19 protein-coding genes are annotated in these 20,516 nt (G+C 63.8%); 8 read left to right on the top strand and 11 right to left on the bottom strand.

Annotation, left to right across the window (positions count from 1 at the left end):
* Positions 1 to 21 precede the first annotated feature (21 nt).
* Both KY379_RS17960 and KY379_RS17955 read left to right on the top strand, forming a co-directional pair.
* Positions 22 to 651, top strand: coding sequence for a riboflavin synthase subunit alpha (locus KY379_RS17960; RefSeq protein ID WP_261241073.1), 630 nt, complete (start codon positions 22 to 24; stop codon positions 649 to 651).
* Positions 652 to 660: 9 nt separating this feature from the next.
* Positions 661 to 1,362 (top strand): YoaK family protein, encoded by a 702-nt coding sequence (locus tag KY379_RS17955; RefSeq protein WP_133324240.1) that lies wholly within the window; start codon positions 661 to 663, stop codon positions 1,360 to 1,362.
* Positions 1,363 to 1,371: 9 nt separating this feature from the next.
* On the opposite strand, the gene proP is transcribed toward KY379_RS17955, so the two are convergent.
* Positions 1,372 to 2,874 (bottom strand): glycine betaine/L-proline transporter ProP, encoded by a 1,503-nt coding sequence (gene proP, locus KY379_RS17950; protein WP_133324242.1) that lies wholly within the window; start codon positions 2,872 to 2,874, stop codon positions 1,372 to 1,374.
* Between the two features lie 114 nt (positions 2,875 to 2,988).
* A complete protein-coding gene (locus KY379_RS17945) occupies positions 2,989 to 3,822 on the bottom strand; it encodes an oxidoreductase (RefSeq protein WP_133324244.1) in 834 nt (277 codons plus the stop codon).
* 108 nt (positions 3,823 to 3,930) lie between these two features.
* Here KY379_RS17945 and KY379_RS17940 point away from each other — a divergent pair, with 108 nt between their 5' ends.
* Positions 3,931 to 4,887, top strand: coding sequence for an AraC family transcriptional regulator (locus tag KY379_RS17940; RefSeq protein WP_261241076.1), 957 nt, complete (start codon positions 3,931 to 3,933; stop codon positions 4,885 to 4,887).
* Between the two features lie 13 nt (positions 4,888 to 4,900).
* Here the strand turns inward: KY379_RS17940 and hemB are convergent, their stop codons facing one another.
* The 8 genes from hemB to KY379_RS17900 all read right to left on the bottom strand — a co-directional run bounded on the left by hemB (position 4,901) and on the right by KY379_RS17900 (position 13,808).
* Entirely contained in the window at positions 4,901 to 5,875 is a 975-nt protein-coding gene (hemB, locus tag KY379_RS17935) for a porphobilinogen synthase (protein WP_133324248.1), read from the bottom strand.
* A 41-nt stretch (positions 5,876 to 5,916) separates the two neighbouring features.
* Positions 5,917 to 6,483, bottom strand: a complete 567-nt coding sequence (locus tag KY379_RS17930; RefSeq protein ID WP_261241101.1) for a hypothetical protein — start codon at positions 6,481 to 6,483, stop codon at positions 5,917 to 5,919.
* A 14-nt stretch (positions 6,484 to 6,497) separates the two neighbouring features.
* Entirely contained in the window at positions 6,498 to 7,391 is an 894-nt protein-coding gene (locus tag KY379_RS17925) for a PA4780 family RIO1-like protein kinase (protein WP_133324252.1), read from the bottom strand.
* A gap of 90 nt (positions 7,392 to 7,481) precedes the next feature.
* On the bottom strand, positions 7,482 to 8,438 hold the full coding sequence (locus tag KY379_RS17920; protein ID WP_261241079.1) for a 2-hydroxyacid dehydrogenase: 957 nt from the start codon (positions 8,436 to 8,438) through the stop codon (positions 7,482 to 7,484).
* Positions 8,439 to 8,447: 9 nt separating this feature from the next.
* Complete coding sequence (locus KY379_RS17915) at positions 8,448 to 9,779, bottom strand: MFS transporter (protein ID WP_133324256.1); 1,332 nt, start codon at positions 9,777 to 9,779, stop codon at positions 8,448 to 8,450.
* Between the two features lie 99 nt (positions 9,780 to 9,878).
* On the bottom strand, positions 9,879 to 11,453 hold the full coding sequence (locus KY379_RS17910) for an aldehyde dehydrogenase (NADP(+)) (RefSeq protein ID WP_261241081.1): 1,575 nt from the start codon (positions 11,451 to 11,453) through the stop codon (positions 9,879 to 9,881).
* A gap of 29 nt (positions 11,454 to 11,482) precedes the next feature.
* Complete coding sequence (gene araD1, locus KY379_RS17905) at positions 11,483 to 12,472, bottom strand: AraD1 family protein (protein ID WP_261241082.1); 990 nt, start codon at positions 12,470 to 12,472, stop codon at positions 11,483 to 11,485.
* 28 nt (positions 12,473 to 12,500) lie between these two features.
* Positions 12,501 to 13,808: an MFS transporter gene (locus KY379_RS17900; RefSeq protein WP_133324261.1), complete on the bottom strand. Its 1,308-nt coding sequence runs from the start codon at positions 13,806 to 13,808 to the stop codon at positions 12,501 to 12,503.
* Between the two features lie 186 nt (positions 13,809 to 13,994).
* Between KY379_RS17900 and KY379_RS17895 the strand changes: the two genes are divergently transcribed.
* The 3 genes from KY379_RS17895 to KY379_RS17885 all read left to right on the top strand — a co-directional run bounded on the left by KY379_RS17895 (position 13,995) and on the right by KY379_RS17885 (position 17,424).
* Positions 13,995 to 15,728 carry an IlvD/Edd family dehydratase gene (locus KY379_RS17895; protein ID WP_261241084.1) on the top strand — a complete coding sequence of 578 codons (1,734 nt, stop codon included), beginning with the start codon at positions 13,995 to 13,997 and terminating at the stop codon, positions 15,726 to 15,728.
* Between the two features lie 170 nt (positions 15,729 to 15,898).
* Positions 15,899 to 16,621 (top strand): FadR/GntR family transcriptional regulator, encoded by a 723-nt coding sequence (locus KY379_RS17890; protein WP_133324265.1) that lies wholly within the window; start codon positions 15,899 to 15,901, stop codon positions 16,619 to 16,621.
* Between the two features lie 83 nt (positions 16,622 to 16,704).
* Complete coding sequence (locus tag KY379_RS17885) at positions 16,705 to 17,424, top strand: TorF family putative porin (RefSeq protein WP_133324267.1); 720 nt, start codon at positions 16,705 to 16,707, stop codon at positions 17,422 to 17,424.
* Here KY379_RS17885 and KY379_RS17880 read toward each other — a convergent pair.
* Positions 17,421 to 18,335: a LysR family transcriptional regulator gene (locus tag KY379_RS17880; RefSeq protein WP_261241088.1), complete on the bottom strand. Its 915-nt coding sequence runs from the start codon at positions 18,333 to 18,335 to the stop codon at positions 17,421 to 17,423. The two genes, KY379_RS17885 and KY379_RS17880, sit on opposite strands and share 4 nt — an antisense overlap.
* Positions 18,336 to 18,483: 148 nt before the next feature.
* On the opposite strand from KY379_RS17880, the gene KY379_RS17875 reads away from it, so the two are divergent.
* Together KY379_RS17875 and KY379_RS17870 are read left to right on the top strand one after the other, a co-directional pair.
* Positions 18,484 to 19,323, top strand: coding sequence for a MaoC family dehydratase N-terminal domain-containing protein (locus KY379_RS17875; RefSeq protein WP_261241090.1), 840 nt, complete (start codon positions 18,484 to 18,486; stop codon positions 19,321 to 19,323).
* Positions 19,324 to 19,343: 20 nt separating this feature from the next.
* Positions 19,344 to 20,507 (top strand): acyl-CoA dehydrogenase family protein, encoded by a 1,164-nt coding sequence (locus KY379_RS17870; protein ID WP_261241091.1) that lies wholly within the window; start codon positions 19,344 to 19,346, stop codon positions 20,505 to 20,507.
* Positions 20,508 to 20,516 lie beyond the last annotated feature (9 nt).

Raw genomic sequence — 20,516 nt, 5'->3', positions numbered from 1 at the left:
CCCGCGCCCAGGAGCAACACCATGTACACCGGCATCGTCCAGGCCGTCCGCCCTCTCCTCAATGTGACCCGCTACCCGGGTCACAATCAGTTCACCATCGACCTCACCCCCGAACTGCTAGAGGAGCTGAAGATCGGCGCCAGTGTCAGTGTCGAAGGTACCTGCCTGTCGGTCACCGAGATCGACGGCAGCCAGGTGCGTTTCGATGCCATGACCGCAACCCTTGAACGCACCAACCTGCGCTTTCTGAGCGCTGGCCAAGGCGTGAACATCGAGCGTTCGGCGAAGATGAACGCCGAGGTCGGTGGGCACCTGATGGCAGGTCACATTGCTTGCACGGCCGAGATCGTCGAGCTGTCGATCGAGGAAACCGGCGCCTTCATCAAATTCCGCATGCCGCCGGAATGGGCCAAGTACGTGTTCGCCCGCGGCTTTCTCGGCGTCAACGGTTGCAGCTTGACCGTGGCCGATGTCGAGGATGGCGTGGTGACCATCAACCTGATTCCGGAAACCCTGCGCCAGACCACCTTTGCCCGCTACCAGGCCGGGGACCTGCTCAACATCGAGGTGGATCACCAGACCATGGTTCTGGTGGATGTGGTCGAGCGCACCCTCAAAGGGACGCTGGCCCGCGAAAACCTGCTGCGCTGAGGCCTGCCGATGCTGCCGAGCGCGTTCTCCAGCCGCAACGCCAGGCGTGTGCGCCTGCAAGTCCTGCGTGGGCGCGTGGGCCTCGGGCTGGTCGCCGGCCTGTCGGTACTGGCCGGCATGACCGATGCCATAGGCCTGTTGGCACTGGGCGACTTCGTGTCGTTCATGAGCGGCAATACCACCCGCCTGGCGGTAGCCATCAGCGAGGCTGACCTTGCCCTAGTATTGCGCCTGAGTGGCGCGTTGTTCGGATTCGTCGCCGGCAATGCGCTGGGCGTGCTGCTGGCACGCAGCTTCCAGCGACGGGCCTGGCCCGTGTTGCTGGTGGTGGCGGGACTGCTTGCCGGCGCTGCGGCGTGGCCGTGGGCTGCGAGCTTTCCGGCCTTGCTCGCGGCGACCTTGGCCATGGGCATGATCAATGCGGTGGTCGAGCAGGTAAACGGCCTGCCCATCGGGCTGACCTACGTGACCGGCGCGCTGTCGCGTTTCGGTCGCGGCCTGGGCCGCTGGTTGCTGGGCGAGCGCCGTAGCGGCTGGCGCGTGCAACTGGTGCCGTGGACCGGCATGCTCCTGGGTGCGGCCCTCGGCGCCTGGTTGCAGCAGCGCCTGGGCCTGCAGGCGCTGGCTGGCAGTTGCGCCCTGGCCTGCGTGCTGGCCCTGGTATCGCGCTTCATCCCGCGCAACTGGCAGCGCGGCTACATGCCGCGCTGAGCACAGCCACTAGTCGATGCGCGGATGCTGCTGCACCAGCAGCTTGCGTTTGGCCTCCAGTTCGGCGATCTGCGCGTCGATGTCCTCGATCTTCTGCTCGATGTTGTCATGATGTTCCTGCAACAGTTCGCGCGCTTCTTCGATGTCCGACGCTGCCGGTGCGGCTCCGCGTAGTGGCTTGTTGGCGGTCTCCTTCATGGTCACCCCGGTCAGCAGGCCGATGGCGGCGACCACCATCAGGTAGTAGGCTGGCATGTACAGGTTGCCGGTGCTTTCCACCAGCCAGGCAGTCAAGGTCGGGGTCAGGCCGGCGATCAGGATCGAGATGTTGAACGCGCTGGCCAGCGCGCTATAGCGGATATGGGTCGGAAACATCGCCGGCAGCGTCGAGGCCATCACGCCGATGAAGAAGTTGAGCAGCACGGCAATGAGCAACAGACCGGCGAAGATCAGCCCCAACACGCCACTGTTGACCAGCATGAATGCCGGGATGGCCAAGGCGAACAGGCCGACGCTGCCCAGGATGATGAATGGACGGCGACCGAATTTGTCACTGAGCAGCCCGATCATTGGCTGGACGAACAACATGCCGACCATGATGGCGATGATGATCAACACGCCGTGGTCTTCGCTGTAGTGCAGGTTGTGCGACAGGTAACTGGGCATGTAGGTGAGCAGCATGTAGTAGGTGACATTGGTCGCGATGACCACGCCGATGCAGGTCACCAGGCTACGCCAGTGCTTGGTCGCCACCTCCTTGAACGAAACCTTCGGTCCTGAGGCCAGCCCTTCGCGGTCACCTTGCTCGAGCGCGTCGACGTGCTGCTGGAATGCCGGCGTTTCTTCCAGTGCATGGCGCAGGTAGAGCCCGATGATGCCCAGCGGCAAGGCCAGGAAGAATGGGAGGCGCCAGCCCCACTCGAGGAACTTTTCTTCGCCCAGGACCGTAGAGATCAGCACCACGACCCCGGCACCCAACACGAAGCCGGCAATCGAACCGAAGTCCAGCCAACTGCCGAGAAAGCCGCGCTTGCGGTCCGGCGCATACTCGGCGACGAAGATCGAGGCGCCGGTGTATTCGCCTCCCACCGAAAAGCCCTGGGCCATCTTGGCCAGCAGCAGCAGGATCGGCGCCCAGATGCCGATCGTCGCGTACGAGGGTATGAGTCCGATAGCGAAGGTGCTCAGCGACATGATGACGATGGTCGCGGCCAGCACCTTCTGCCGGCCGAACTTATCGCCCAAGGCACCGAAGAACAGGCCGCCCAGCGGACGGATCAGGAAGGGTACCGAGAAGGTCGCCAAGGCAGCGATCATCTGTACGCTGGGGTCGGCGTTGGGGAAGAACACCTTGCCGAGGGCGTAGGCGACGAAGCCATACACACCGAAGTCGAACCATTCCATGGCATTGCCCAGCGCCGCAGCGGTGATCGCTTTGCGCATCTTGGCGTCGTCGACGATGGTGATGTCCTTGAGGCCGATGGGCTTGACGCCCTTCTTGCGTGATTTCATGCCGATATCCCTTGTGCTTCACTGTTCCCCGGACGTGATCGTCTGGATGGCCGGGTGCTAAGCATGAGATACGCGGCTGCCCGCAAAAATTCAGTACGCCAGCGTTTATCCCGCTCAACCATCGGTCGAACGCGACAACGCCTCCCAGGCATCGATCTCCTCGCTCAAGGTCGCGAGCTTTTCGCGCACCAATGCCAGCGCATCGCTGCCCAGCAGAAGGTGCGCAGGGGGTGTTTCGCTGCCGATGATCGCCAACATCGCACGCGCCGCTTTGCTCGGGTCGCCCAGCTGCTTGCCGCTCTTTTCTTCGCGGGCCTGGCGAATCGGGTCGAACAACGCGTCGTAATCGGTAATCGAACGGGCCGTCCGGCTCATCGAACGCCCAGCCCAGTCGGTGCGAAACGAGCCGGGCGCGACGGCGGTGACGTGGATACCGAACGGCTTCACCTCCTTGCCAAGAACTTCAGAGATGCCTTCCAGCGCGAACTTGCTGCCGCAGTAATAGGCGATGCCCGGCATCGTGATGAAGCCACCCATCGAGGTGATGTAGAGAATGTGCCCGCGTCTGCGCGAGCGCATGTGCGGCAGCACGGCCTTGCTCACGGCCACCGCACCGAACACATTGACGTCGAACTGTCGGCGCATCTCGCTCAGTGCCGACTCTTCCATCACCCCTTCATGGCCGTAGCCTGCATTGTTGACCAGTACATCGATCGGCCCGACGTTGTTCTCGATGTCTGCTACCACCGCGTCGATGGCAGAAAAGTCGCTCACGTCGAGCACGCGGCCCACTGCATGGGCGCCATCGAGCGCCTCGAAGGCCTGCCGCGCCTGCTCACTGCGGACCGTGCCGACCACACGATGGCCCGCAGCGAGCGCCTCCTGGGCCAATGCTCGACCGAATCCACTGCTGACGCCGGTGATGAAAAGCGTTTTGCTAGATGACATGTGCGCACTCCACTGAACGTTGACGTGGATGCACGATAACCAGCCGTGGTAGTTTTCCTCAGGCTGGTTTCTGTGGTTTTCTTGCCTATTTCTATGAGGCCATCGCCGATGAACGAGACGGCTGCCGCTGCGCCGCTGGCCGACCGGCAACGCTTGCTGACCCTGCTGCGCGCTCAGGCACCCACCGAAGGCTACAACCTGACGGCCCTGCCCGACGTGCGCATCCTGCGTTCGAACCGGGCCTTGGCCCGCACGCCGGTCCTGTATGACCCTGGCATCGTGATCGTCTGCCAGGGCCGCAAGCGGGGCTATTTCGGTAGCCAGGTGTACCTGTATGACGAGCAGCACTACCTGGCGGTCGCGGTCCCGGTGCCGTTCACCATGGAAACCGAAGCCTGTGCGCAACACCCTTTGTTGGCGCTCTACCTGCATCTGGATTTCCAACTGGCTGCCGAGTTGCTGGTGGAGATCGACCAGCATCAGCCCTCGGCACGGGTACACCCACCCGAGAGCATGATGTCCAGCCCCATGGATGCCACGATGCAGGCGTGCGTGCTGCGCCTGGTGGAAGCACTGGACGAGCCGCTGGACGCAGTCATCCTCGGACCGGCACGGGTACGCGAGCTGTATTATCGGGTGCTCACCGGGCCCCAGGGCAAGACGATGCGCGCGGCGTTGGCGATGCAGGGGCACTTCGGCAAGATCGGCAAGGCCCTGCGCTGCATCCACGCCCACTATGCCCAAGCGCTCGATCTAGGGCACCTGGCCGGTGAAGCCGGCATGAGCGTGCCGACTTTCCACAGTCACTTCAAGGCGATCACCCGCACCTCGCCAATGCAGTACTTGAAGTCGACACGCTTGCACCAGGCGCGGCTGCTGATGGTGCGTCAGGGGATGACGGCGGAAACGGCATGCTATGCGGTGGGCTATACCAGCCCTTCGCAGTTCAGCCGGGAATTCAAGCGACTGTTCGGCCTGACACCGGCAGCCGAGGCCAAGCGGATGCGGGAAAGCTTTGCCCTGCCCCCGGCGTTCGCCGGGGCACAGTACGTCTCGTCACATTGAGGCGTTCGGCAAATCAGATACCTTCGCGCGCCAGGTCCATGGCGAAGTAGGTCAGGATCAGGTCAGCCCCGGCACGCTTGATCGCGCCGATGCTTTCACGAACCACGCGGCCTTCGTCGATGGCGCCGGCCAGACCGCCGAACTTGATCATCGCGTACTCGCCGCTGACCTGGTACGCCGCCAGCGGCAGGCGCGAGGCGGCGCGGATGTCGGCGATCACATCGAGGTAGGCGCCGGCCGGCTTGACCATCAGCACATCTGCCCCTTCCTGCTCGTCGAGCAGCGACTCACGCACCGCTTCGCGGCGGTTCATCGGGTTCATCTGGTAGCTCTTGCGGTCGCCCTTGAGCGCGGTACCGCCAGCCTCACGGAACGGGCCATACAGCGAGGAGGCGAACTTGGTCGAATAGGCCATGATCGCCGTGTCATGGAAGCCCGCACCGTCCAATGCGCTGCGAATCGCCTGGACCTGGCCATCCATCGCCGCCGACGGCGCGATGAAATCGGCACCGGCTGCGGCCGCGACCACCGCCTGCTTGCCCAGGTTGGCCAGGGTGGCGTCGTTGTCCACGCCATGGTCGTGGAGCACGCCGCAGTGACCGTGGCTGGTGTACTCACAGAAGCAGGTATCGGACATCACCACCATTTCCGGCACGGTGTCCTTGCAGATACGCGCCATGCGCGCCACCAGACCGTTCTCGTTCCAGGTGTCGCTGCCGGTGGCATCGAGGTTGTGGGAAACGCCGAAGGTCATCACCGACTTGATACCGGCACGGGCATAACGCTCGATTTCCTGGGCAAGCCGTTTTTCCGGAATGCGGTTGACGCCCGGCATGCTGGTGATTGGCACGAAGTCATCGATGCCTTCTTCGACGAAGATCGGCAGGATCAGGTCCTCGAGACGGAACTCGGTCTCCTGGAAGATCGTGCGCAGGGACTCGTTCTGGCGCAGGCGGCGTGGACGAACGGCAGGGAAAAGGTTGGACATGACAGCTCCAGGGATTTTTAACGGCGTATACCTTATGCCTGTCACGCGCCAGTGGAAAGGCCAAATCGCGAGAATGTGCATTGCAGGTGATGCAATAGCCGGCCCAGAAGCACCTCATGGACCGGCTTGGCAGGCATGTTCAGACTGCAACGGCGAGCGTCGGCTCCCAGGGTTGTACAGGCGCCTGGGGCAGCCAGTGCGGAACCCCCCGGCTGAGGCAAGAAGGCAGCCATCGCCTCGACCAGGTTCGCCACATTGGGCAGCGGCGCAGGTGTGGTCGACGGTCTCTCTGCTAACGAAGCGGGTTGCATCGCCAAGGTCGATTCGGCCAACTGCAGGCCACTCTGCGGGACGATCGCCAGGGCTTTGGCCGTCACCATGGCAGGTTTGGCGAACAGGAAGTCATCGGCGGTCACCTGAGCGACCTCGAGTGCGTCCAGGTACTGCACTTTCTTCCCTTCCGGATCACCGGACAGGTGTACATGAATCGACTGAACGATGGCCACTTCGCTGGCTTGTATCAGCTTGCTCCGCCCACTGGGTACGACTTTGCCTGGGACGCTGGCGACTACGTCGATTTCCCCGAGGCACGACCTGAAAAACCCCATCGACCTCAACCCAACTACTGCAACCAGGGCGGAGGCGGCTCTTCGGTCCTGGCCGGCCCACTCTCGACTTCCGCCAGTGCAGCACGTCGACGGGCGTCGTCGAGCCGGGCCGCTTCGATCTCGCGCATCACCCCAGCGACGTCCGCTGCATGCTCGTCATCCTCGAACTGCCCGCTCAACGGGCTGTCCGGTCGCAGCTCACCGGCTTCGTACAGCGCCCACATTTCCTGGGCATAGCGGGTGGCCTTGAGCTCCGGGGCGAAACGGCCGAAATAATGCGCCATGTTCCCTACATCGCGCTGCAGCATGCTGAACGCATGGTTGTTACCGGCAGCGTCCACGGCCTGCGGCAGATCGATGATCACCGGGCCGTCGGGCCCGAGCAGCACGTTGAATTCCGACAGGTCGCCATGGACCAGGCCGGCGCACAGCATCAGCACGATCTGACGGATGACGAAAGCGTGGTACTCGCGCGCCTCCTCGGCCTCCAGATGCACATCGTTCAGGCGTGGCGCGGCGTCGCCATCGGCATCGGTGACCAGCTCCATCAACAGCACACCGTCCTGGAAATCGAACGGCTTCGGCACCCGGACCCCGGCACCGGCCAAGCGGAACAAGGCGGCCACTTCGGCGTTCTGCCAGGCGTCCTCGGCTTCTTTGCGCCCATACTTACTGCCCTTGGCCATGGCACGGGCCTGACGGCTGTTGCGCACCTTGCGCCCTTCCTGGTATTCGGCGGCCTGACGGAAGCTGCGCTTGTTGGCTTCCTTGTAGACCTTGGCGCAGCGCACCTGGCTACCGCAGCGCACCACGTAGACGGCGGCTTCCTTGCCGCTCATCAGCGGGCGCAGCACTTCGTCGACCAGGCCGTCTTCAATCAGCGGTTCGATTCGTTTTGGCGTCTTCATCAGGCTTGCGTTCGAGGTCCTGTTTGGCCACTTGGCGGCGAAGTAGCCATCCTCTCACAGGCTGCTGCGTCTTGCTCGTCTGTCTGCGTCTTACACCACGCGGTGGCAAGGTGCCCTACCCGCGAGGACCGCTGCCATTTCAGTCGCCGCGGTACGGGCCATCAAGGCGCGCGCCTCGACGGTGGCCGAACCGATGTGCGGCAAGGCCACCACCTGGGGCAGCGCCAGCAATGGCGAGTCGCCAGGCAAAGGCTCACGCTCGAACACATCCAGTCCAGCCGCGCGGATTTGCCCCTGCGCCAGCGCCTGAACCAAGGCGGGCTCGTCGACCACCGCACCACGGGCGATATTGATGAACACGGCATGGTCACGCATCGCCGCGAATTGCTCGCGGCCGAACAGGTGATGAGTGGCCGGGCTCAGTGGCACGCAGACGCAGACGAAATCGGCCTCGCCCAACAACTGCATCAGCGGCAGGCGTCGGGCGCCGAATTCCGTCTCGTACTCAGGCTTGGCACTGTTGCCGCTGTACAGCACCGGCATGCCGAAACCGAAATGCCCGCGCCGGGCCACGGCCGCGCCGATACGCCCCAGTCCAACGATGCCCAAGGTCTTGCCGTGCACGTCGAGACCGAAGCGCGAAGCGTCGATTCCGCTGCTCCACTCGCCGTCGCGTACCAGTTGCGCCATCTCGCAGGCCCGGCGTGCGGCCATCATCAACAGCATGAAGCCGGTGTCGGCAGTGGTTTCGGTCACCGCATCAGGCGTGTTGGTCAGGCAGATGCCGCGTTTGCGCAGGTAGCCCAGATCGTAGTTGTCGAATCCAGCGGACACGCTGGCGATGACCTTGAGCGCCGGTGCGCGGTCGAGCAACTCTGCCCCCAGCGGCAGCGTGCTGCCGATCAGCCCGTCAGCAGTGGCCAATGCCGCGAGAAAAGCCTCGCGATCGGCCAACGGCTGGTCGAAACGCTGGAAGCGATAACGCTGACCCAGGTCGGCCAGCACCTCGGCGCTGGCGATGGGCCCGAAGGAAACGACATGTTGCATGAAACCTCCTCAGTCGATGCGCGATTCAGGTTGAGCTGCATACAGGCGGCGCGGCACGGCCCAGAGGATCAACACCACCGCCAACAGGCTGACCGCCGTCAGCAGCCACAGGGCCGGGGTCGGCGAGCCGCTCACATCGCGCACCTTGCCCACCAGGTACGGAGCGACGATGCCGCCGAGCTGACCGATGGAGTTGATCAACGCGATGCCGGCGGCGGCAGCGAGGCCAGCCAGGTACTTCGGAGGCAGGGTCCAGAAGATCGGCATCCAGGCGATGATCCCGGTCATGATCAGGCTCATGCCCAGCATCAACAGCCACAGCTGTCCGGTGAAGCCGGCACACAGCGCGTAGCCAAGGGTAGTCATCACCGCGCAGCTCGCCATGTGCCAGCGACGCTCGCTGCGCAGGTCAGAACTGCGACCGATCAGCAGGTTGCCGACCACCGCCAGCAGATACGGGATCATCGTCAGCAGGCCGATATCCATCGCATCAGCCACCCCGGCGTTGCGGATCAGCTGGGGCATCCAGAACAGCAGGCCAGTCAGCGCCATCACCAGGCACAGGTAGATCGCCGACAGCGCGATCGAGGCCGGCTCGCGCAGAATGGCCCGTATGGAGCTGCCACCGCTGGGCTTGGGCTCGGCGTCCAGGCGCTCGCGCAGGTAGCGTTTCTCCTCTGCGTCGAGCCAGCGCGCGTCCTCGATCCGATCGCTCACCAGCCATAGGACCAGAAGGCCAAGCAGCACCGACGGCAAGCCTTCGAGCAGGAAAAGCCACTGCCAGCCAGCCATGCCGTTGACCCCGTCGAAATGGCTGAGAATGAAACCGGCCAGCGGGCCGCCGACGATCCCGCACAGGCAGATCGAACTCTTGAAGTAGGCATTGATACGCGCACGGCGATCACTGGGGTACCACTGAGTGAAGAAGTACAGTACCCCTGGGACGAACCCGGCTTCCATGACGCCGATGAGGAAACGCAGGACATAGAACCAGGTCTCGCTGGTGACGAACATCATCGCCGCGGACGTCAGGCCCCAACTGATCATGATGCGAGCGATCCAGATGCGCGCGCCGATGCGGTGCAGCAACACGTTGCTCGGTACTTCGAACAGGAAGTAACCGACGAAGAACAGGCTTGCACCCAGGCCATACACGGCATCGCTGAAACCCAGTGCGCTCTGCATCTGCAACTTGGCGAAACTGATGTTGACGCGATCCAGATAGGCGAACAGGAAACACAGGATGAACAACGGCACGATGCGCCAGTTGATCTTGCGGAACAGGCGGTTATCCAACGACTCCCGTTCGACCAGGTCGACGGGCACGGAACGGCTGGGCATGGCTGCAACCTCTTGTTGTTGTTCTTGGGGGCATTCGGTAAAAGCCCGCCGGACGAGGCCTGGCGGGCGTACAGCAGTGCAACGCCTACCGCTGGGGCGTCAGCTCAGCGCCTCACGGCTGTGCTGACCATCGACCAGGCGCTGCAGCCCCAGTGGGTTGGCGTTCTTCAGGGCATCAGGCAGCAGCGCGTCCGGGTAGTCCTGGTAGCACACCGGGCGCAGGAAACGGTCGATGGCCAAGGTCCCGACCGACGTGCCGCGGGCATCGGAGGTCGCCGGATAGGGGCCGCCGTGCACCATCGCATCGCACACCTCGACGCCGGTCGGGTAGCCGTTGACCAGCAGGCGACCGGCCTTGCGCTGCAGCAACGGCACCAAGGCGGCGAAGCGCTGGAAGTCCTCCGGCTCAGCGATCAGCGTGGCGGTCAGTTGCCCGTGCAGGGCTTCCAGCGCCCGGCGCAGTTCGGCTTCGTCGGCCACTTCGACGACGACCGTGGTAGGGCCGAAGACCTCTTCCTGAAGCAACTCATCGCCATTGAGCAGCAGGCTCACATCGGCCTGGAACAGCTGCGCCTGGGCCTGGTCGCCGACCTGATCGGCACCGGCCAGGTGGCGCACTCCCGGGTGCTGCTGCAAACGCTGCACGCCACTGGCGTAGCTGCGCAGAGAGCCGGCGTTGAGCATGGTCTGCCCGCCCTGGTCGGCCAGTTGCGCGCCGAGTGCCGCGACGAAGGCGCTGAAGGCTTCACCGGCGATACCAATGACCAGGCCAGGGTTGGTGCAGAACTGCCCGCAGCCCAACACCACCGAGCCGGCCAGCTCCTTGGCCACCTGCTCGCCCCTGGCCTGCAACGCTCCAGGCAACACCAACACCGGGTTGATACTGCTCATCTCGGCGAACACCGGGATCGGCTGCGGCCTTGCCGCTGCCAGATCGCACAGGGCGCGACCGCCCTTGAGCGAACCGGTGAAGCCCACCGCCTGGATCGCCGGGTGACGGACCAGCGCCTCACCGACACCGGCGCCGTAGATCATGTTGAACACGCCAGCCGGCATGCCAGTGGCTACGGCTGCACGCTCGATGGCTTCAGCCACCTTTTCCGCCGTGGCCATGTGGCCACTGTGCGCCTTCACCACCACCGGACAGCCGGCAGCCAGGGCAGCGGCGGTATCGCCACCGGCGGTGGAGAACGCCAACGGGAAGTTGCTGGCGCCGAACACGGCCACCGGGCCGACGCCGGTACGGTACTGGCGCAGGTCCGGGCGCGGCAACGGCTGACGATCGGGCTGCGCGCGGTCGATACGTGCACCCAGGAAGTCGCCACGGCGCAGCACCTTGGCGAACAGGCGCATCTGGTTGCTGGTGCGGCTACGTTCGCCCTGGATGCGCCCGGCCGGCAACGCCGTCTCGCGGCAAACGGTGGCCACGAAGTCATCGTCCAGCGCATCCAGTTGCTCGGCAATGGCATCGAGGAACTGCGCCCGACGCTCCGGCGCCAGACCGTTGTACTCGGCGAATGCCGCTTCGGCGGCCTGCGCTGCGGCGGCCACTTCTTCAGGAGTGGCCTGGGCGAAGGCCAGAGGCAATGCGTCGCCGGTCCGCGCATCGAGGCTCTGTAGGCGTACGCTGCCAGCAGCGCTGCGCTGGCCACCGATGAAGTTGCTTACGGTCATGGTTGACTCCTGTAACGAAAGAAAAAAACTCAGAGGCTTTTCACGACCCCGGGGCGGACCTGCTCGGGCGCGGCTTTGATGCCGTTGCGCAGCGGCTGGCCGAAGGCATCCAGGCTGACCTCGAAGGTATCGCCAGGACGGGCCTGGATGCCGTCGGCGAACGACAAGGTGGCAGTGCCGAAATAGTGCACATGGATATCGCCGGCGCGCAGGAACTGGTCGTACTTGAAGTGGTGGAACTCGAGGTTCTCGAAGCTGTGGCACATGTTCTGCTCGCCGGAGAGGAATGGTTTGCTCCACAGCTCCTGGCCATCGCGAAGGATGCGGCTGGTGCCTTCCAGGTGCGCCGGTAACGCGCCCAGGCGAAGTTCCGGCCCGAAGCTGCAGGCGCGCAGTTTGGAATGGGCCAGGTACAGGTAATTGCGCCGTTCCATGACATGGTCGGAAAACTCGTTGCCCAGGGCATAGCCGAGGCGGTACGGCGTGCCGTCTTCACCGATCAGGTACAGCCCGACCAGCTCCGGCTCCTCGCCGGCATCCTCAGCGAAAGCGGGTAACGGCAGGTCGGCGCCGGGGCGTACGACGACGCCGCCGTCGCCCTTGTAGAACCACTCCGGCTGTGCGCCCTCCTCGCCTGCAAGCGGCCGACCGCCCTCCAGGCCCCACTGGAACATGCGCATGCTGTCGGTCACGGCGCCTTCGGCCTGCTGCTGGTGCATCTTGTCACGCGTGGCGGCGCTGCCCAGGTGAGTCAGGCCGGTACCAGTGACCAGGCAATGCGCCGGATCCGGATGGTCCAGCGGGGGCAACACCCGACCTTCGGCCAGCAGGGCCAGGTAGTCGTGGTGCTCGCCCAAGCCTGCGGCCTGCACTTCACTGGCCAGGTCGCGGCCAGCGGCAATGGCCTGCAGGGCCAGCTCGCGGGTACTGCCGGCGCCACGCACTTCCAAGGCGTGCTCGCCTTCCACCACGCCCACACGGCGCTCGCCGGTGGCGGTTTCGAATTGGATCAATCGCATGTTTGTGCTCGCTTTTCGGTTGCGAAGATTAGCGGGAGGGCTCGGCCACCCGCGTCGATGCCAGGCGCTGGCGGCGCTCCAGGCGGTTGTAGACCACGCCGGTGAGCAGCAGCCCGAACAGCATCACCAGGGCCAGGAAATACAGGCCCGACGACAACTGCCCGGTGTGCTCCTTGAGCGCACCGATGCCATATGGGCCGAGATAGCCACCGAGGTTGCCGATCGAGTTGATCAGGGCGATCCCCGCCGCAGCGCTGGCTCCGGAGAAGAACCGCCCCGGCAGGGTCCAGAAGATCGCGGTGCAGGAGAACAGCGCGAACGCCACCAGGCACAACGCCGCCAGCTGCATCGCCGGCACGCTCAACCAGGCGCTGAGGAACAGGCCGAGTGCGCCCAGGGCATACAGCAAGGCCAAATGGCCGTAACGATCGTTCAGGCGATCGGAACTGCGGGGTACCACCAGCAGGCCGATGATGCCGAACACATAGGGCACGGCCGATACGAAGCCAGTGACCAGGTCGCTGCCACCAAACTGGTGAATGAGCGTTGGCAGCCACAGGCCCAGTCCATAGATGCTCAAGGTCACCGGCAGATAGAACAGCGCCAGCAACAGCACCCGGCCATCTTTCAAGGCATGCAGGGGATTGCCATGGCGGGTCTGGCCGAACTCGCGCAGGTCGTTGGCCAGTTGCTCCTGCAGCCAGTTGCGCTGCTCGTCGGACAGCCAGCGCACCTTGGCCGGACCATCCGGCAGCAGGCGCAGGGTTGGCCAGGCCAGCAACACCGCCGGGGTACCGATGCAGATGAACAGCCACTGCCAGCCATGCAGGCCATGGAGACCATCGAGCCCCAGCAAGGCCCCGGACAGCGGGCCGGTGACCAGCATCGCCAGCGGTTGCGAAAGGATGAAGAAGCCGAGGATCTTGCCGCGGTGGCGCACCGGATACCACTGGGTGATGTAGTACAGCACACCCGGGAAGAAGCCCGCCTCGGCCGCGCCGAGCAGGAAACGCATCACGTAGAAGCCATTGGGCCCGGTGACGAACGCCATGCCGACGGTGATCGCCCCCCAGGTCACCAGGATGCGGGCGAACCAACGACGGGCGCCGAAGCGGTCGAGCAGGAGGTTGCTGGGCACCTCGAAAATGAAATAGCCGATGAAGAACAGTCCGGCGCCCAGGCCGTAGGCCGCATCACCAAGACCGATATCGGCCCCCATGTGCAGCTTGGCGAAGCCCACCGCCGAACGATCGACATAGGCCACCAGGTAAAGCAGAACCAAAAAAGGGATGAGTTTCAGTGTGATCAGGCGGACCAGCCGCTGCTCCTGAATCATGGCGATGTCTCCAATTGTTCTTGTAATGGGCACAGCACCGGGCCGGGGCTTTTTGGCAGACCTCTGACCTGGCTGAACGATCTTATAGTATTACTATTTAAATCGACAACCCTTCACATCCGTCATTTTTGCCGGTACATTCACAACCATAACGACAAATAGTAATACCAATAAGGTACCCCTCCCATGTCTGATCACAAACGCCCGCTGCGCTCTGCCCAATGGTTCGGCACTGCCGACAAGAACGGTTTCATGTACCGCAGCTGGATGAAGAACCAGGGCATTCCCGACCACGAATTCCAGGGCAAGCCGATCATCGGCATCTGCAATACCTGGTCCGAGCTCACGCCCTGCAACGCGCATTTCCGCAAGATCGCCGAGCATGTGAAGAAAGGCGTGCTCGAGGCTGGCGGCTTCCCTGTGGAATTCCCGGTGTTCTCCAGCGGCGAGTCCAACCTGCGCCCGACTGCCATGCTTACCCGCAACCTGGCGAGCATGGATGTGGAAGAAGCGATCCGTGGCAACCCGGTGGATGCCGTGGTGCTGCTGACTGGCTGCGACAAGACCACCCCTGCGTTGCTGATGGGCGCCGCCAGCTGCGACGTACCAGCCATCGTGGTCACCGGCGGGCCGATGCTCAATGGCAAGCACAAAGGCAAGGACATCGGCGCTGGGACCATCGTCTGGCAGATGCACGAGGCCTACAAAGCCGGCCAGATCGACCTCAACGAGTTTCTTTCGGCCGAAGCCGGCATGTCGCGCTCGGCGGGCACCTGCAACACCATGGGTACCGCCTCGACCATGGCCTGCATGGCCGAAGCACTGGGCACTTCGCTGCCCCACAACGCTGCCATACCGGCGGTGGATGCACGCCGCTACGTGCTGGCGCACTTGTCGGGCATGCGGATAGTCGACATGGTCCACGAAGACCTGCGCCTTTCGAAAATCCTCACCCGCGAGGCGTTCGAGAACGCCATCCGCGTCAACGCCGCCATCGGTGGCTCGACCAACGCGGTGATCCACCTCAAGGCGATCGCCGGGCGCATTGGCGTCGACCTGCAGCTCGAAGACTGGACCCGGGTCGGCCGTGGTACGCCGACCCTGGTCGACCTGCAGCCGTCAGGGCGTTTCCTGATGGAAGAGTTCTACTATGCCGGTGGTCTCCCTGCCGTCATCCGTCGCCTCGGCGAACACAACCTGCTGCCCAACCCCACCGCATTGACCGCCAATGGCAAGAGCCTGTGGGACAACTGTCAGGCTGCACCGCTGTATGACGAAGAGGTCATTCGTCCGCTCGACAAACCGCTGGTGGCCGATGGCGGCATCTGCATCCTGCGCGGCAACCTGGCCCCCAAGGGCGCGGTGCTCAAACCATCGGCGGCAACACCGGCACTGATGCAACATCGTGGTCGCGCGGTGGTGTTCGAGAACTTCGAAGACTACAAGGCACGTATCAACGACCCTGAACTGGATGTCGATGCCGATTCGGTCCTGGTCATGAAGCACTGCGGACCCAAGGGCTATCCAGGCATGGCTGAGGTGGGCAACATGGGCCTGCCGGCCAAGCTGCTGGCCCAGGGCGTCACCGACATGGTGCGTATCTCCGATGCCCGCATGAGCGGCACGGCGTATGGCACCGTGGTGCTGCACGTGGCGCCTGAAGCAGCGGCCGGCGGACCATTGGCGGCGGTGCGTGAAGGTGACTGGATCGAGCTGGACTGCAAGGAGGGCCGTCTGCACCTGGACATTTCCGAAGAGGAACTGGCTGGCCGTCTGGCCGACCTGCAGACGCCCGTGCAACTGATCAGCGGCGGTTATGCGAAGTTGTACCTGGATCACGTGATGCAGGCCGACGAAGGCTGTGACTTCGACTTCCTGGTCGGCTGCCGTGGCTCGGCGGTGCCCAAGCATTCGCACTGAATGCCTGGGGGGCTCGTCGTTGGATGGGGTGGCGTTGCACGCATCGAGCGCCGCCCGCGCGGCGCTCGATCCCAAAGGCGCCGCGCATGTCACGACGAACACAAGACCGGCCCCCCTCCCACTGATGCTATGATGCGCAGCCTCCGCCCGAAGGATCTCCCCCGCCTCACATGAACTACCGCCAGCCCACCACGCGCAAGAGCATGCACGCCACTCTGGTCCAGGACCTCGGCCTGCAGATCGTATCCGGCCAACTCGAGCCCGGGCAGAAACTGCCCTCCGAGGCGAGCCTGTGCGAAACCTACGCGATCAGCCGGCCGGTATTTCGTGAAGCGATGCGCGCGCTCACCGCCAAGGGCCTGGTCGAAGCCCGCCCGCGGGTCGGCACCCTGGTTCGTCCGCGCCATGACTGGCACATGCTCGACCCCGACGTGCTGCACTGGCTGATGCAGGCCACGCCGCAACAGGAATTCTTCAATACCTTGTCCAGCGTACGCTGGGTGATCGAACCGGCCGCCGCCGCGCTGGCAGCGACCAATGCCACGGCCGAAGACGTTGCCTCGATCGATGAGGCCTATCAACGCATGGAAGCGGCGCGCAACCATGAAGAACGCCTGCAGCCGGATCTGGATTTCCATGCACGGATCGCCGACGCAACCCACAACGACCTGCTGGCCTACTTGTGCAACATGCTGTCGATGGCGCTGCGTGAATCGGTGCGCTACTCCAACCAGCGCCCCAACTTCGATGAACTCGCCCTGCCTCGGCACAAGGCGATCCTCACCGCGATCCAGAATGGCGATGCGCTGGGGGCCCGGCATGCTTCGCTGGTTCAGCTCGAGGATGCGCGGGTGGCCCTGAGCAAGGTTCTCGGACAAGACCCGCTCGGTTGATACGCTGGGCGTCATGGTATACCCGTTGCGGTCAACCCAGGTATCCTTGGCCCCTTTAGAGCAAGCCTTCCAGGACGGTGACCATGACCAGGCCCCTTCTGCTGCTGGGCGCGGCCCTGCTGCTGAGCCCTGCGCTGCACGCCCAGCAAATGCTCCGCCAGCTGGGCGACTTCGACTTCACCCTCGGTACCACTCCCTCACGCAGCATGGCTCAGGGCCTGATCTCGCCCAGCGCCGTCGGCGCCTTTCACGGCGGCCTCGACTTGAGCCACCCAAGCGGCTGGTACGTCGGCCAGTATGCCCCGAGCATGGGCGTAGCGCCCGACTCCACGCTGAGGCTGGACAGCTATCTGGGTTACAAGCATCACTTCGACCATACCCTGGGGTATGAGGTGGGGTTGATCCATTACAGCCAGCCGAATATCGCCGGACCTGACAGCTATGCCGTGTATGGCGGCGTCTCGATACTCGGCAGCCGCTTCGGCGGCGCACTGCGCGACAACCCCGACAATCGCACCGGTACCCTGTTCGCCGATCTCGGCCGGCTGCCACTGCTCGATGCGCAGCTCACCGTCAAGCTTGCCCATCATCAGCTGGGCACACCGTTCACCATCGGTGACGGTAGCCAGATCGATGGCTTCTCCGACTGGTCGCTACAGCTCTCGCGCCCTTGGCTAGGCTTGGACCTGGACCTGATCTACAGCAGTTCCGACCTCAGCGGTGGTGGTTGCGACGCCTACGCCGGCATCAATACCTATTGCGAAAGCGTGGTCACACTCAAGGCTCAGCGCAATTTCTTCTAGGTGCTTGGCGTCAGTGCCTGTGCGCCGTTCTCTGGCATCAAGGTCGCGATCAAAGCCCGGACAGTCCCTGGCAGCGCCTCCAGTTCACGCACCAGGATACTGCGTTCACGCACCGCCCAGGGCTCGTCGAGGGTAATGGTGACCAGGTTCATGGTCTGGCTGTTCCGCAGCGCGGCCGATTCGGGAATGATGCCGATCCCGACACCGGCCTCTACCAGCCGGCAGATGGCCTCGAAGCTCGAAAGCTGGATACGCAGCGACAGGTTCAAGCCCATGCGTTCGACATGGTCGCGCAGAAAGCTCAGCAACGTGCTGCCGTCATGCAGGCCGATATGCTGGAACGCCAACGTCTGCTTCAACGTGACCTGCTGGTACTGCGCCAGCTCATGCCCCTGGGGCACGATCAGCACCAGGCGGTCGGTGCTGAAATGCATCACCTGCAGGCCGCTCGCCTCGACCGGGCCGGCGATGATGCCCATGTCGCTGCTGCCATCGAGCACACCCCGCACGATATCCCGGGACAGGCGCTCCTGCAGGTCGACCGTCACCCCTGGACGCTTGGCCAGAAAGCCTGCCAGCACCTCAGGCAGGAACTCGGTCACCGCGGTGGTATTGGCAAAAATGCGGATATGCCCGGCCGAATCAGTACCGAATTGCGTGAATTCAGCCTTGAGGTAGTCCACCTGGCGCATGATCAACCGCGCATGGGTCAGCAACTTGTGGCCAGCGGGTGTCAGTTCGACACCTCGGCTGTCGCGGTATAGCAGACGGGTATCGAGCTGCGCCTCCAGCGCCTTGATGCGGGCGCTGGCGGCAGCTGGGGAAAGACAGGCGCGGCGTGCGCCCTGGGTCAGGCTCGGCGACTCGCCGATATGAATGAATAGCCTCAGGTCGGCCAGGTCGAAATGCATGGGAGGCTCCGGTCGGGGGGCGTTAGCGTCGATACAGGCACAATCATGGCGTTCAGCATACATGAACGCGGCTTTACGCAAATGCAAATTCACAGAATGCCAGGCGCCTCGCATGATCGCCCCATAACAACAAAGCAGAGGCATCGTGATGACTGCTACAACTCCGCCTACCGACTACAGCGCCTGGATCGGCCGCACCGAAGAGGTCCATGACGAGCTGAGCCGCAACCTGGTCAAGCGCATCGCAGCGACCTTCGGCGAGATTGCGCCGGCTGTCGGCCAGCCCCTGCCAGCGCTGTGGATGTGGTGTTTCTTCCAGGAGCCGGTAAATGAGGCACAGTTGGGTAGCGACGGCCACCCGGCCCGCGGTGGCTTCCTGCCTCCGGCCGACAATCGCAACCGCATGTGGGCGGGCGGACGGGTCGAGTTCATCGCCCCGTTGCGGGTCGGCAGCGAAGCCCAGCGTCTTTCGACCATCGTTCATATCGAAGAAAAGCATGGCCGCACAGGCGCCCTGCTGTTCGTCACCGTGCGCCACGACTACTCCCAAGACGGCCAACTGTGCGTGCGTGAAGAACAGGACATCGTCTACCGCGAACCCAACCCGCCCAAGCTGGATAGCCGCCAGGCAGATGCCCCAGCCGATTGGAGCGAGTCGGTGACACCGACGCCGACCCTGCTGTTCCGCTACTCGGCGGTGACCTTCAACGGCCATCGCATCCACTACGACCACCCCTACGTGACCGCCACCGAAGGCTATGCCGGACTGGTGGTGCACGGCCCGATGATCGCCACGCTCAACCTGCATGCGTTCATTCGCGCGAATCCGGGTAAGTGCGTGCGGCATTTCGCCTATCGCGGCGTACGCCCATTGACCGTGCCGACGCCTTTCGAGGTAGCCGGTCGCCTCGTCGAGCCCGGCCAGGCCCAATTGTGGGCCGGTAATGCCGACGGTGTGGCGCAAAGCGCCGAAGTTCGTTTCGACTGATCGCTGACAGGGACACCCCAATGCCTACTTACGATAACGATGACCTGACTGCCATTCGCGAAGGCGTGCGCGCACTGTGCGCCGAGTACCCTGCCGAATACTGGCGCAAGATCGACGAGGAAAAAGGCTTCCCCGAGGCCTTCGTCAAAGCCATGACCGAAGCCGGCTGGCTGTCGGCGATGATTCCCGAGGAATTCGGTGGTTCGGGCCTGGGTCTGGCCGAGGCATCGGTCATCCTCGAAGAGGTCAACGCCTGCGGCGGCAACTCCGGCACCATCCACGGCCAGATGTACAACATGTTCACCCTGCTGCGTAACGGCAGCGAAGAACAGAAGCGCTATTACCTGCCTAAGCTCGCCAGCGGCGAACTGCGCCTGCAGTCGATGGGCGTGACCGAACCCACCACCGGGACCGACACCACCAAAATCAAGACCACCGCCGTGCGCAAAGGCGACACGTACGTGATCAACGGTCAGAAAGTGTGGATCTCGCGGGTCCAGCATTCCGACCTGATGATTCTGCTGGCGCGCACCACACCATTGGCCGAAGTGAAAAAGAAGTCCGAAGGTATGTCGATCTTTCTGGTCGACCTGCGCGATGCCATCGGCAACGGCCTGACCGTGCAGCCGATCGCCAACCTGGTCAACCACGAAACCAACGAGCTGTTCTTCGACAACCTGGAAATCCCCGCCAGCAGCTTGATCGGCGAAGAAGGCAAAGGTTTCCGCTACATCCTCGACGGCCTCAATGCCGAGCGCACGCTGATCGCTGCCGAGTGCATCGGCGATGGCCGCTGGTTCGTCGAGAAAGCCAGCCAGTATGCCCGCGACCGTGTGGTATTCGGTCGACCGATCGGGCAGAACCAGGGCGTACAGTTCCCCATCGCCGAGGCGCATATCGAAATCGAGGCTGCCGACCTGATGCGCTGGCGCGCCTGCGAGGAATACGACAGTGGGCGTAATGCCGGAGCCGCCGCGAACATGGCCAAGTACCTGGCGGCCAAGGCCAGCTGGGAGGCCGCCAACGCCTGCCTGCAGACCCACGGCGGCTTTGGCTTCGCCAACGAATACGACGTCGAACGCAAATTCCGCGAAACACGTCTGTACCAAGTGGCGCCGATCTCGACCAACCTGATCCTGTCCTACGTAGCCGAGCACCTGCTCGAACTGCCACGCAGCTTCTGAGGGCCCGAC

It is taken from the genome of Pseudomonas sp. HD6422 (genome assembly GCF_025377065.1).
Lineage (GTDB): Bacteria > Pseudomonadota > Gammaproteobacteria > Pseudomonadales > Pseudomonadaceae > Aquipseudomonas > Aquipseudomonas putida_U.
This window is presented reverse-complemented; position numbering and strand designations above follow the sequence as displayed.